Below are 12374 nucleotides of genomic sequence, written 5' to 3'. Positions count from 1 at the left end.
TCCATCCGTCGGGACTGATCAGCGCGGCCCGCTAAGCAGAAGGCGTACGGCACGCATGGCGTCAGGGTACCGCAGGGCCCGGACGGGCCGCACCGGAGATCCACCGGGGCGGGTCGGCGGACCGATGGGGAGTGCCTTACTCCGCGTATCGCCCCTATCCGGGGCAAGCTCAAAGTCGTTTACCTCACCTTCCCTTGGTTAAACCTGCGAATCGTGCGCTGCCTGGTATCGCTCCACTTAGCATGCGGCAACGGGACCGCTTTCCCGAGCCATTCGGAGTCGACCCCATGAACCCTTCTCGCAATCGCAGGATCAGTTCGTCGCCCGCGCTGGACCCCGGCATGAGCCGACAGGTCCAGGGCGGGCTGACCGTCGCTGCACTGGTACTGGTACCCCTTCTCGCCGTCGCGACAGGCGACGCCTTCCGCGCCGCGCTCGACTTCGCGGCCGGCGTGCTTTCCCTCGTGTCCCTGACGGCGGCCGTCGCGTGGGGGTTGATAGCCACCGACCGGTTGCTGCTCTCCTCGCGGCACCGGTTGCTCGCGCAGGGCATCCACCGGGCGACGGCCGTGGCCTCGCTCGGCTTCCTCCTGCTGCACGTCACCGTCAAGGTGTCGCTCGGGCACGTCTCGCTGATCGGCGCCGTGGTGCCGTTCGGCCTGGGGCTGACCGGTACGAACGGCCTCATCGGCTTCGGTTCGCTCGCCGGGCTCCTGATGATCGTCGCCGCCACCACCGGGGCGATGCGCAGCGCCTTCGCCACGCCGGGCCGGATCGCCGGCCGCTGGCGGGCGATGCACATGGTCGCCTACCCGGCGTGGTGCTTCGCCCTGGTGCACGGCCTCTACACAGGCCGGCTGGCGGCGACCTGGGTGACCACGATGTACTGCATCTCCCTCGTGGGAGTGGCGGCGGCCGTGTCCCTGCGGCTCCTCCCCCGCCATCTCCAGAACGAGATCGCCGACCGGCTCATCGCGATGACCGGCGGGCAGCGCCGTACGAGGGAGCCGGAGCAGTCGCTCCGGGACCTGTCGGCGGATCCGCTGCCCGGGGCGACGGGCCTCGCGCCGCAGCCCCAGTACGAGCAGCTGCGCCGTGAGCCCTCGCTGTCGGGGCAGCCGCTGGGTGCCCCTCTCGGCCGGCCGCGGACCCCACCGCGGCTCTCCCCGCCGTCCCCGCCTCTTTACGAGGCGGAGCGGGCCCCCATGGGCCTGTACGCGGGCGGTGCGGGCGGCTCGGGCGGCGATTCGCCGTCCGACGCGTTCGCCGACCCCTTCTCGGGTCGCACCCCCGATCCGGTGTCCGGACCCGGAACCGGCCTCTCGGCCGGCTACCGCGCGGTCTCCCTGGGTACGGACCCGACCACGGTGCTCCCGGTCACACCCCCCTACGGCGCGGCGCCCGGCTCCCCGTCCGGCACGCCGTCCGGTGACGTCCCGCTCGCCGAACGCATCCCCATGACCGAGGAACTGCCGATCATCACCGAAGAGTCCACCGGCCGTCCCGGCTCCTGGCCGGCGCCCTCCCCGCCGCCGCCCGGACAGGCCTTCACACCCCCCGCCCCCACACCCGCCCCGGCGGCGCCCTCCCCGTACGACACGGGTTCCGTGCCCACGTACGACACGGGCGCGACGCCCCCTTATGACACCGGTTCGGTCCCGACGTACGACGCGGGCGCGACGCCCGCGTACGACACCGGTTCCGCTCCTCAGTACGACACCGGTTCCGTACCCGTCTACGGCCCCAACGCGGCCTCCCCGTACGACACCGGCGCGATCCCCGCGTACGACACAGGCGCCCTCCCCGCCTACGACACGGGCAACCTTCCGCCGTACACGGGCCAGGCTCCCGCCTCCCCGGTCGGTCCTTCCTACGAAGGCTCGGCGTACGACGGAACGGGGCCCCGTCCCGGCAGCGAGCCCCCGCCGGGTCCGCTCTACCAGCCCCCGGCCGGGGAGCCCTGGAACGCACCCGCAGGAGACCGACCGTGAACGCGCCCCTCCCCGACGTACCCGAAGTCCGCGTCGTCGGCCTGCCCCAGCTGACGCAGGGGTTCGACCTGGTCGAGCGGCTCGACCTGCCGATGCACCTCAAGGTGCACGGCCCGCTCCAGCCGATGACCGGCGAGCGGCTGGCGCAGCTCGCCGAGAACATCACCCTGCGCGGCCGCGGCGGCGCAGGCTTCCCCTTCGGGAAGAAGCTGCGGGCGGTCGCCCAGGCGTCGATCCGCCGCGGGGTCAGGCCCGTCGTGGTGATCAACGGCAGTGAGGGCGAGCCCGCGTGCCGCAAGGACACCGTGCTGCTCAACCGGGCGCCGCACCTGATCCTGGACGGCGCCCTGCTGGCCGCCGAGGCGCTCGGCGCCCGCACCCTGGTCGTCGCGGTCACCCGCAACTCCACGGAGATATCCATGCGGGCGGCGCTCGCCGAGCGCGGTCTGTCCGACCGGCGCGGCCAGCAGTTGCGCGCGCGGGTGGTCCGTACGCCCGAGCGCATGGTCTCCGGCGAGGCCTCGGCGGTGATCCGCGCCATCGGCGGCGGGCCCGCCCTGCCGCCGGGGCGCCGGGAGCGCGCGGCGGAGTCCGGTGTCGGCGGAGCGCCGACGCTGCTGTCCAACGCGGAGACGTACGCCCAACTGGCCGTCGGCGCCCGGATCGGCGCCCGCCGCTACGGCCACACCGGCCTGGAGGACGAGCCGGGCACCGTGATGCTGACCGTGTCGGGCGCGGTCGCCCGGCCGATGGTCATCGAGGTGCCGACCGGTGTGCCGCTGCGGTACGTCCTCCAGATGGCCGGCGCCCCGCCGCTCCCCCAAGGGGTGCTCACCGGCGGCTACCACGGCAACTGGATCGACGCGGTGGCCGCGCACGAGGCGGTCGTCTCCCGGGCCTCCCTGGCGGCCGTGGGCGGCTCCCTGGGCGCCGGGGCGATCCTGCCCATCGGCCCCGAGACGTGCCCGCTGGGCGAGGCCCTGCGGGTCGCCAACTGGCTCGCGGCGGAGACGGCCGGGCAGTGCGGTCCCTGCAAGCTCGGGCTGCCCGCCGCGGCCGGCGGCCTGTCCGACGTGATCAACGGCGGCGGCCCGACCGCCCTGGAGGCGCTGCGGGCGGTCACCCAGGCCGTCAAGGGCCGGGGCGCGTGCAAGCACCCCGACGGCTCGGCGCGGTTCTTCGCCTCGACCCTGTCGGCGTTCACGGACGACCTGGCCGCGCACATGCTGCACGGCGGCTGCGGTCGCGAGACGACCGGCGTGCTGCCGCTGCCGGGCCCCGGCTACCAGGAGGCGGAGGAGTCGATCCCGAGCGGCGAGAAGCTCGCCGTGGACTGGACGCTCTGCCAGGGCCACGGGCTCTGCGCGGACATCGTGCCCGAGCTGATCCGGCTGGGCCCCGACGGCTACCCGGCGCTCGCGGACGCGTCGGTCCCGATGCACATGCGGGGCCGCGCCCAGCGCGCGGTACGCCGCTGCCCGGCACTGGCGCTCCGTATCGAGCAGCCCGAGCCGGAACGCCCCGCCCGCACGGCCCTCCCCCCCGCCAGCGGCCGCAAGGCCCTGGGCCCCGGCCGCAGTTGACCACGAGAGAAGCGGGCCCCCGATCCCGGGCGGCCCGCTTCTCCTGTCGTACGAAGCGCGGGGAATCCCTCGCGCCACCCGGGCGCGGCAACAACAAAGATCCCGCCCGATCGGAACGATCGTGCGGGATCTTGTAAAGCGTCCGGTCGGGTTGTGAGCAACCCTGTCCGTCTTGTGGAGCTAAGGAGAATTGAACTCCTGACCTCTTGCATGCCATGCAAGCGCTCTACCAACTGAGCTATAGCCCCGCGCCGGGTCTCCCCTGCGGTGTCGCCAACATTAACGGTCCCTCCCGCCGAGCACCAAATCGATTCCCCGGTGTACGGATACGCCCGGTACTGTCGCCCTTCGTGACCGTGTCCGCGTTTCCGTACAAAGCGGTCGGACCGGCCGTGGTCGCGGCCTCGGTCTGCCTGGTGTCGTTCGTGGGATTCCTCGCGGCGCAGGACGCGGCCCAGGTGTCGATGGCCGATCTGACGGTGTACCGGGCCGAGGGGCGGGCGGTGCTCGACGGGCGGGACCTGTACGCGGTACGGGCGACCGCGGCCGGGCTGCCGGCGACCTACCCGCCGTTCGCCGCGCTGCTGTTCACCCCGCTCGCCCTGTCCGGGGCGACCGGGTGGCGCGTGGTGGTCACGGCCGGGAACCTGCTGCTGCTCGTCGCGTTCGTACGGCTCTCCCTGCGGCTCGTCCTCCGCGGAACGACCCCGCCTCCTAAGGAAGCGACGCTGTGGGTGTCCGCGCTCGCCGTCTGGTGCGAGCCGGTGTGGACCACCCTGCGCTACGGCCAGGTCAACCTGCTGCTGGCGACGGCGGTGCTGTGGGACCTCTCGCGCCGGGACGGGCACCGCTGGACGGGGACGGGCATCGGTCTGGCGGCGGCGGTCAAGCTCACCCCGGCGCTCTTCGCCGTGCTGCTGTTCCTCGCCGGGGTGGTGCGCGCCCGGGAGGCGGGGTGGAACCCGTGGCTGCGGCAGGCGGCGACCGCCGCGGCGGCCTTCACCGCCGCGACCCTGGCCGCGGCCGTCGTCCTGCCCCGCGACTCGGCGCGCTTCTGGACGGCGGTGGTCCTCGACGCGGACCGCGCGGGCCGCGCCGAGGACACCGCCAACCAGTCGTTGCGCGGGGTCCTGGCCCGGCTGCTGCACACCGGCGACCCGGCGTGGTGGCTGGCTGCGGCCGCCGTGACAGCCGCGGCCGGTCTCGCGGTGGCGGTCGCGGCGGCCCTGCACGGGGAGCGGGCGGGCGCTGCCGTGGCCTGCGCCGCGACGGCCCTGCTCGTCAGCCCGGTGTCGTGGTCCCACCACTGGGTGTGGTGCGTGCCGATGGTGCTGTTCCTCGCCGTACGGGCGGGCCCGCGCCCGGCGGTCCTGGCGGGGCTGGTCTTCTGCTCGTACGCGCTCTGGTGGGTGCCGCACGGCCCCGCCCGGCCCGAACTGGCGCTGGACGGACCGCGGACGGCCCTTTCCGCCCTCTACCCGCTGGCCGCCCTGGCCGTGCTCGGACACGTCCGGTCGGCCGGATCACGGCCGTGCCCCGACAGCGCCGGGCCACGAGGGCGCCGAGCCGCAGGGGCACGGGGCCGTCAGGCGGTCGCGAAGGAGTAGAAGCGTTTGAGCGTGCAGTGTTCGTCGAGGAGACGTCCGTAGATGGGCTCACCTTCGAGCTCACGGTAGGTCTCGATCGGGTCGCCTTTTATGATCAGTGCCCGTGCGCACTCCTCGCACCAGTACTGGAAGTCGGCGTGGAGTGGATCCATGTCCCTGACGATCGGCGTACCGCTGCCGCACCAGTCGCACTTACGCCTGTGAGCACCCATCACTCAGCTCCGCATGCGGCCGCAGGCCTCCGCCGTGGCAGGCAGGTCATCGTCCCCCTCGACGCCGCTGGCGGACATGCGCGCACTCCCTCCGGGTCCAGGCCGGCGTCCCCCTCCGGCCGTCCGATTCTGCCACGCCCGCGCAACGGGGTCAGCATGAAAAGGCCTGCCGGTGAGGGCTCATAGCGGACGTCAGCGCACGGTAGGGGCCTTTCGCCCGGAGACAACTCCGGCTGCCGCGCCCAGGACGCACGCGCCGGCGAGCGCGAGCGCGCAGATCCACAGCGCGTCCACCGCCGCACCGGGTCCCGAGGCGTCCAGTCGGTTCAGGAAGAGTGTCCCGAATGTCGCCACGCCGATGAGCTGGCCGAGTTGGGTGACGGTGGCGAGGAATCCGCTGGCGTCGGCCGCGTCCTCCTGGCGGACCGTCGACAACGCGCGCGTGAGCGCCGGGCTGAAGCCGAGGGACAGTCCCGCGCCGACGCCCATGAAGGCGGCGTACATCGCGATCCCGCCGTCGCCGACGTCGCGCAGCACCCATCCGACGGCGACGACGGACACGGCGGCCACCGCGAACCCGGCCGGGACCAGGGCGTTGTGCCACCGCCCGGGCCAGGTGCGCCAGGTCAGCCCGACGAGGCCGAAGACGACGGCGGTCGGCGCGAAGGACAGTCCCGCGCGCAACGGGCTGTAGCCGAGGGTGCCTTGGATGTAGAGGGTGAGGGCGAAGAGGAAGCCGGAGTTGACGGCCATGACCAGCAGGATGCGCACGGCCGCCAGGGACATCCCCGGAATGCGCAGTACGCGCGGGGCGATCAGCGGGGCCCCGCCGGTGCGCGCGAGCCGCGACTCGAAGGCGAGGAAGCCGCAGAAGCAGGCCACGGAGGCCGCCAGCGACAGCCAGGACCACAGGGGCCAGCCCTCCTCCTGCCCGAGCACCAGCGGCACCGTGAGCAGCGACACGGCCCCGGCCAGCAGCACGAGGCCCGGCAGGTCGAGCGAGCGCGAGCGTTCCGGCTCGCCGCGCCGGTCCTTGGGCAGCACCCGGGCGCCGAGCACCAACAGGACCGCGCCCACGGGCACGTTGACCAGGAAGACCGGCCGCCAGCCCTCCCCGAACAGGTCGGCGCTGACGAGCACTCCGCCCACGACCTGCCCGGCCGCGGCCCCGGTGGCGAGCACGGCGGAGTACGCGCCGAGCGCGCGCCCGCGGCTCTCGCCGGTGAAGTTGCGCTGGATGAGGCTGAGCACCTGAGGGATCATCAGGGCCGCGCCGGCGCCCTGGACCAGCCGGAAGGCGATCAACTGCCCGGTGCCGGCGGCCAGTCCGCAGGCGAGCGAGGAGAGGGTGAAGACGGCGAGCCCGCCGAGGTACATGCGCCGGTGGCCCAGCAGGTCGCCCAGCCTGGCCCCGGTGATCAGCAGGACGGCGTACGAGATGGTGTAGCCGGCGATCACCATCTGCAACCCGGCGCCGGAGGCGTGCAGTTCGGTACGGATCGTCGGGGCGGCGACGTTGACGATGAAGACGTCGAGCAGCGCCATGAACTGGGCGGCGAGCACCACCGCGAGCAGCAGCCCGGGGCGTTTGTCAGTGGGGCCCGCTTTACTGGACTCACGGGACGGAACGGATATGCCGGACGGAGAGGACACGGTGGAGGCGGATGGGGACGCGGTGGGGGCGGACGCGGGTGTGGCGGGGGTCGATGGGGTCGTGGTCATGGCACCGAGCCTGCGGTGCGTCGGATACGGGTAACCAGAGCCCCTTGATGCTGGTACTGGCACCACCTGGCAGCGGCCTCTCCCGAGGCGCACGATGGGGGGCGTGACAACGATGACCGTGCAGCACACCGCAAGCGGCAGCCGGCGCAGGCCCGAGCTGGCGGCCTTCCTCCGCAGCCGCCGGGCCCGCGTGACCCCCGCCGACGTCGGCATGGCCCCGGGCCTGCGGCGCCGGACCCCGGGGCTGCGGCGCGAGGAGGTCGCCACGCTCTCCGGGGTGGGGGTGACCTGGTACACATGGCTGGAGCAGGGCCGCCCGATCAACGCCTCCGCCCAGGTGCTGGACGCCATCGCGCGCACACTGCGCCTGGACCGTACGGAGCGTGAGCACCTCTACCACCTGGCGGAGGTGCCGCACGATCCCGCCCCGGAGACGGAGCGGGCCGTCGGCCCCGAGGTCCAGGGCATCATCGACGCCCTCGACCCGCTCCCCGCGGTGATCTACAACGGGCGGTACGACATCCTGGCGACCAACGCGGCGTACATCGACCTCTTCGAGGAGACGCCGCGTCCCAGCGACCCGTGGAACGTGCTGTGGGTCCTGTTCACCGTGCCCGCGGCACGCTGCCCGCTGGTCTTCCCGCAGCGGGAGCTGCCGATGATGGTCGCGACGCTGCGGGCCTCGTACGGCCGGCACGTCGGGGAGCCCGTCTGGGAGTCGTTCATCCGCCGCCTGGCCCACGCGAGCCCGTACTTCGCCGAGTTGTGGGAGCGGGGGGACGTGGCGCCGTCCGGTGCCCGGACGAAGACCTTCCGGCACGAGGAGGTGGGCGAGATACGGATGACGTCGGTCTCGCTGTCGATCATCGGCATGCCGGAGTGCCGGATCGTCGTCTACACCCCGGACGACGAGGAGAGCCGCGAGCGGACGGCGTTCCTCCGCGCGCGGCGCACAGAAAAGATCCCGCCCCCTGCGGGGGACGGGATCCGCACTTCCGTACCACTGACGTCGGACTGAGACCCGACTGATTGTGGAGCTAAGGAGAATTGAACTCCTGACCTCCTGCATGCCATGCAGGCGCTCTACCAACTGAGCTATAGCCCCTCGTGTCCTGTGCGCCGCGCGCTTCGGACTAGAAGAACTTTAGCCTGCGACCAGCCCGAAAGTGAAATCAGACGTCGTCGCCGAGAACCGGCTCGGGGAGAGTGCCGGCGTTGTGCTCCAGGAGCCGCCAGCCGCGCGCGCCTTCGCCGAGGACGGACCAGCAGCAGTTCGAGAGGCCCCCGAGGCCTTCCCAGTGGTGCGCCTCCAGGCCGAGCAGCCGGCCGATGGTGGTGCGGATCGTGCCGCCGTGGCTGACGACGACGAGCGTGCCGTCGTCGGGCAGCTTCTCGGCATGCCGGAGCACCACCGGCGCGGCCCGGTCGGCGACCTCGGTCTCCAGCTCGCCGCCGCCGCGCCGCACGGGCTCGCCGCGCTTCCACGCGGCGTACTGCTCGCCGAACCGCCCGACGATCTCCTCGTGGGTCAGCCCCTGCCAGTCCCCCGCGAAGGTCTCGCGGAGCCCGGCGTCGTACGCGACCTCCAGGCCGGTGAGGCCGGCCAGCTCGGCGGCGGTGGCCGAGGCCCTGGCGAGGTCGGAGGCGACGATCGCGTCGGGCCCCAGGGACGCCAGCAGCCGCGCGGAGCGCCGTGCCTGGGCCACGCCCGTGGCGGTCAGCTCGATGTCCGTGGAGCCCTGGAAGCGGCGTTCCAGGTTCCAGGCCGTCTGGCCGTGCCGCCACAGGACGATGCGGCGTCCTCTGCCGCGTTTGCTGCCGTTCAGCTCAGCTCACCGTCCGCGTCACCGGCGATCCCGGCGGGCTCGGCGGCCTTCGTGCGGGTCTTCACGGCGTCCTCGGGCAGGGGCAGCTCGGGGCAGTCCTTCCACAGCCGCTCCAGGGCGTAGAAGACACGCTCCTCGGTGTGCTGCACGTGGACGACGATGTCGACATAGTCGAGCAGGATCCAGCGGGCGTCGCGGTCGCCCTCACGGCGCACCGGCTTGACGCCGAGCTGCTTCTGGATCTGCTCCTCGATCTCGTCGACGATCGACTTGACCTGGCGGTCGTTGGGCGCGGACGCGAGGAGGAAGGCGTCCGTGATCGACAGCACGTCGCTGACGTCGTACGCGATGATGTCGTGCCCGAGCCGGTCGGCGGCCGCCTGGGCGGCGACGGTGACGAGCTCGACGGAACGTTCGGTTGCGGTCACAAGCAGGCTTTCGTGTCGGCGGTCGTGGAGAGAACCAGGATCTCACGGACCGCCGACGCCGGGCGCAGCTCTCGCGCCCCGGCCGCGCCGAAGGCGGCCGGGGCGGGGCGGGACTCAGTTCGGCGCGTAGTCCTGGCCGAGGACGACCGACACGTCGACGTTGGCGGCGGGGGTGCCCTTCTTCACGGCGTCGGTCGGCAGTCCGAGGGTCTTCGCGACCTCCACGGCCTGTTCCTTGATCGCCGCGTCACCGTAGATGACCTGCGAGGACGTCTCCGCACCCGCCGATCCGGCGTCCACGTAGCTGTAGCCGCCGTTGATCACCGCGGTACGGGCGGCCTCGGACGCGCTGCTGCCGCCGCTGGCGTCCTTGACCCCCACGCGCAGGGCGCTGCCCTTCTCCGGGGCGCTCACCGAGCCGCCGAGAATGTCCTTCACCACACCGGAGACGGCGGCGTCGCTGAGGGTGCCGTCGGGCTGCACGGGCAGGACGGCCGTCTTGTAGTCGCCCTCCTTCGCGTGCAGGGACAGCTTGGCGAGGGCGGCGCCGAGGTCGGCCTCGGTCAGCGACGGGTCGAGGATCTGCCCGAGGGTCTGCACGGTGACCGTCGCGGCCTTGGGGTCGTCGGACATCTTCCGCAGCACCCCCTGGAGGACCTGGCCGAAGCGCTGGAGCTGCTTGGTCTCGGGCTCGCCGGGTCCCTGGTACGTGGCGTAGGCGACGGCCGCCTTGCCGCTGAGGGTCTGGTTCTCGCCCTTCCGTACCAGGGGCTGGTCGCCCTTCTTCGCGCCGGGCACGTCGGTGTCGGTGGTCAGGTCGATGTTGCCGACGAGCTGGACGAGGCTGTCCAGGTACGGGGTGTCGAGCCGCCAGGTGCCGGAGATGTCGGTGCCGAGGAGGGTGCCGAGGGCCTTGCGGGTGGTGTCGGAGCCGTCGTCGTCGACGGACTTGGCGAGCGTGACACCGGTGCCGTCGTCGCCCTCCACGGAGAGGGAGTTGGGGAGCAGGATGGTGGTGCCCTGGCCGGTGGTGGCGTTGTTGACGAGCAGCGCGGTGGAGGTGCCCTTCGCCTTGGTGTTGTGCAGGTGGACGACGATCACGTCGCGCTTCTGCGCGCCGCCCGCGGCGGTGCTCCCCTTGGTGTCCGCGGCGCCGGATCCGGGCAGCTTGCCCGCGTACCAGAGGTAGCCGACCCCGCCCGCGACGACCAGCGCGACGGCGACGACCAGGGCCACCACCCGGGAGCGGCCCCGGCGCTTGGCCTCCTCGCGCCGCTCGGAGCGGCTTTCCGTGAACTTGAGCCAGTCGATGACGTCCTCGGAGTCCTCGTCGGGCTCCTCGGTGAAGGCGAACTGCTCGTCCACGGCGGGGCGGCGCTGCTCGGGTACGGCGGCCTGCCCGGCCTCGGGCGCGGCCTGCCGGGGCGGCGGCTGCTGCTGGGACTCCCGCGGTGGGTCCTGCTGGGGCTCCTGCTGCTGCGGGATCCACTGCTGGGTCGCGTCGACGGCCACGGGCTGCTGGACGGGTTGCTGGACGTGCTGCTGCTGCCCGGTGTCGTAGCCGTACCCGTCGTACCCGTAGCCGTCCTGCTGCTGGGGCTGTTGGGGCGATTGGGGCTGCTGAGGGGCCTGCTGCACGCCGTAGTTGTCGTACGACTGCGGCTGCGTCGGCGCCTGCGAAGGCTGCTGACCGTAGGGGTCGTAAGCCTGCTGTTGCGGCTGACCGTAAGCGTCGTACTGCTGCGTCTGAGGCTGCTCGTACACCGGCTGCCCGTACTCGTCGTACCCGACGAGCCGAGGCTGAGCGTAATAGGGGTCGTACGGGTCGTACGGCTGCTGCTGGTCGTTCACCGGTGTCCCTCTCCGTGACTCATTCGCCGCGGTACAACTGCCTCTTGTCGATGTAACGCACCACACCGTCCGGGACCAGGTACCAGACCGGATCGCCCTTCGCGACGCGCTCCCGGCAGTCCGTGGACGAGATCGCCAGCGCCGGGACCTCCACCAGCGAGACACCGCCCTTGGGCAGCCCGTCGTCCGTCAGGTCGTGGCCGGGCCGGGTGACCCCGATGAAGTGGGCCAGCGAGAACAGCTCCTCGTGGTCGCGCCAGCTCAGGATCTGCGAGAGCGCGTCGGCCCCGGTGATGAAGAAGAGGTCCGCGTCGTCGTTGCGGGACCGCAGGTCCCGCAACGTGTCGATCGTGTACGTCGGCCCGCCGCGGTCGATGTCGATGCGGCTGACCGAGAACTGCGGATTGGACGCCGTGGCGATGACCGTCATCAGATAGCGGTCCTCCGCCGGGGAGACCACCTGACGACTCTTCTGCCACGGCTGTCCGGTCGGTACGAACACCACCTCGTCCAGCTGGAACCGTATGGCGACCTCGCTGGCCGCGACCAGGTGCCCATGGTGGATCGGGTCGAAGGTACCGCCCATCACGCCGAGTCGGCGCCTGCCCCGACCGGGAGCCGCGAGGGGGCCGGTGGGCGTCTGCTGCTCTCCCATGCGTGCAGAGCGTACTTGCACCGGGTTACGTACCGGCCTCAGCGGTCGCGGTTGAAGCGGGTGGTGATCCACAGCAGCATGAGGAGCACGAACAGCGCGCCGCCGCCCGTGAGGTACGGGCTGAGGCTTTCGTGGTTGCCGCCGCCGTGCTCGGCACCCTCGGCGAGCGTGACCAGATTGGCGGCGGTGCCGGTGAGGCTCATCTTCAGCAGGCCCTTTTCGTCGGGAGTCGGAGAGACGTCGCGCACATCGTATGCGGGCCCGCCGGGCACGCGAACGCCGACTCAGTCGTTGTTGTCCTTGTCGCGGTAACCGCGCAACAGGAACCAGGCGAGCAGGGCGACTCCGACCAGGGAGACGACGAGCACGATCCGGATCGTATCGCCGGGGCCCTGCTGGTCGGAGGCCGCGGCGAGCAGTGTGGCGGTATAGGGCATGTCGGTGGTGCTCCTAGGTCTTCTCGGGGTTCTCGGGCCCCCGCAACACGGTAGACCCAGCA

The 12374-nt window shown here is 72.2% G+C and carries 12 protein-coding genes and 2 tRNA genes; 4 read left to right on the top strand and 10 right to left on the bottom strand.

Going from position 1 to position 12374, the window contains the following annotated elements; genetic code table 11:
* The first annotated feature begins 287 nt into the window (after positions 1-287).
* Entirely contained in the window at positions 288-1991 is a 1704-nt protein-coding gene (locus tag HA039_RS23645; protein ID WP_243869692.1) for a ferric reductase-like transmembrane domain-containing protein, read from the top strand.
* Entirely contained in the window at positions 1988-3574 is a 1587-nt protein-coding gene (locus HA039_RS23640) for an NADH-quinone oxidoreductase subunit NuoF family protein (RefSeq protein WP_167033162.1), read from the top strand. Before HA039_RS23645 ends, HA039_RS23640 begins: the two co-directional genes overlap by 4 nt.
* Before the next feature lie 175 nt (positions 3575-3749).
* Here the strand turns inward: HA039_RS23640 and HA039_RS23635 are convergent.
* Positions 3750-3822: transfer RNA gene (locus HA039_RS23635), tRNA-Ala, on the bottom strand.
* 102 nt (positions 3823-3924) lie between these two features.
* On the opposite strand from HA039_RS23635, the gene HA039_RS23630 reads away from it, so the two are divergent.
* Positions 3925-5181, top strand: coding sequence for a glycosyltransferase 87 family protein (locus tag HA039_RS23630; protein WP_243869690.1), 1257 nt, complete (start codon positions 3925-3927; stop codon positions 5179-5181).
* Here HA039_RS23630 and HA039_RS23625 read toward each other — a convergent pair.
* The gene (locus HA039_RS23625) at positions 5160-5393 is read right to left on the bottom strand and encodes a hypothetical protein (RefSeq protein ID WP_161312004.1); all 234 of its coding nucleotides are present in this window, start codon (positions 5391-5393) and stop codon (positions 5160-5162) included. The genes HA039_RS23630 and HA039_RS23625 overlap by 22 nt on opposite strands.
* 192 nt (positions 5394-5585) lie before the next feature.
* Positions 5586-7115 (bottom strand): MFS transporter, encoded by a 1530-nt coding sequence (locus HA039_RS23620; protein ID WP_208298694.1) that lies wholly within the window; start codon positions 7113-7115, stop codon positions 5586-5588.
* A 94-nt stretch (positions 7116-7209) separates the two neighbouring features.
* Here HA039_RS23620 and HA039_RS23615 point away from each other — a divergent pair, with 94 nt between their 5' ends.
* On the top strand, positions 7210-8133 hold the full coding sequence (locus HA039_RS23615) for a helix-turn-helix transcriptional regulator (protein ID WP_167033159.1): 924 nt from the start codon (positions 7210-7212) through the stop codon (positions 8131-8133).
* Positions 8134-8147: 14 nt separating this feature from the next.
* Here HA039_RS23615 and HA039_RS23610 read toward each other — a convergent pair.
* The 7 genes from HA039_RS23610 to HA039_RS23580 form a co-directional block, all read right to left on the bottom strand.
* Positions 8148-8220, bottom strand: a tRNA-Ala gene (locus tag HA039_RS23610).
* Positions 8221-8287: 67 nt separating this feature from the next.
* Complete coding sequence (locus tag HA039_RS23605; protein WP_167037477.1) at positions 8288-8941, bottom strand: histidine phosphatase family protein; 654 nt, start codon at positions 8939-8941, stop codon at positions 8288-8290.
* On the bottom strand, positions 8938-9369 hold the full coding sequence (gene rsfS / locus HA039_RS23600; RefSeq protein ID WP_167033157.1) for a ribosome silencing factor: 432 nt from the start codon (positions 9367-9369) through the stop codon (positions 8938-8940). Before rsfS ends, HA039_RS23605 begins: the two co-directional genes overlap by 4 nt.
* Before the next feature lie 114 nt (positions 9370-9483).
* Positions 9484-11220, bottom strand: coding sequence for an LCP family protein (locus HA039_RS23595; RefSeq protein ID WP_167033155.1), 1737 nt, complete (start codon positions 11218-11220; stop codon positions 9484-9486).
* A 19-nt stretch (positions 11221-11239) separates the two neighbouring features.
* The gene (nadD, locus tag HA039_RS23590) at positions 11240-11875 is read right to left on the bottom strand and encodes a nicotinate-nucleotide adenylyltransferase (RefSeq protein ID WP_167033153.1); all 636 of its coding nucleotides are present in this window, start codon (positions 11873-11875) and stop codon (positions 11240-11242) included.
* A gap of 38 nt (positions 11876-11913) precedes the next feature.
* On the bottom strand, positions 11914-12078 hold the full coding sequence (locus tag HA039_RS23585) for a hypothetical protein (protein WP_167033151.1): 165 nt from the start codon (positions 12076-12078) through the stop codon (positions 11914-11916).
* 81 nt (positions 12079-12159) lie between these two features.
* Positions 12160-12312, bottom strand: a complete 153-nt coding sequence (locus HA039_RS23580; protein ID WP_167033149.1) for a hypothetical protein — start codon at positions 12310-12312, stop codon at positions 12160-12162.
* Positions 12313-12374 lie beyond the last annotated feature (62 nt).

Source organism: Streptomyces liangshanensis (assembly GCF_011694815.1).
In the GTDB taxonomy this organism is placed as follows: domain Bacteria; phylum Actinomycetota; class Actinomycetes; order Streptomycetales; family Streptomycetaceae; genus Streptomyces; species Streptomyces liangshanensis.
The sequence above is the reverse complement of the archived record's forward strand: the minus strand, read 5'-3'. Positions and strand labels throughout refer to the sequence as shown.

What these genes read in the sequence shown, in the direction of transcription:
- HA039_RS23645 (WP_243869692.1), top strand. Translation starts at nt 288, where the DNA reads ATGAACCCTTCTCGCAATCGCAGGATCAGTTCGTCGCCCGCGCTGGAC.
- HA039_RS23625 (WP_161312004.1), bottom strand. Translation starts at nt 5,393, where the DNA reads ATGGGTGCTCACAGGCGTAAGTGCGACTGGTGCGGCAGCGGTACGCCG.
- HA039_RS23620 (WP_208298694.1), bottom strand. Translation starts at nt 7,115, where the DNA reads ATGACCACGACCCCATCGACCCCCGCCACACCCGCGTCCGCCCCCACC.
- HA039_RS23615 (WP_167033159.1), top strand. Translation starts at nt 7,210, where the DNA reads ATGGGGGGCGTGACAACGATGACCGTGCAGCACACCGCAAGCGGCAGC.
- nadD (WP_167033153.1), bottom strand. Translation starts at nt 11,875, where the DNA reads ATGGGAGAGCAGCAGACGCCCACCGGCCCCCTCGCGGCTCCCGGTCGG.
- HA039_RS23585 (WP_167033151.1), bottom strand. Translation starts at nt 12,078, where the DNA reads ATGAGCCTCACCGGCACCGCCGCCAATCTGGTCACGCTCGCCGAGGGT.
- HA039_RS23580 (WP_167033149.1), bottom strand. Translation starts at nt 12,312, where the DNA reads ATGCCCTATACCGCCACACTGCTCGCCGCGGCCTCCGACCAGCAGGGC.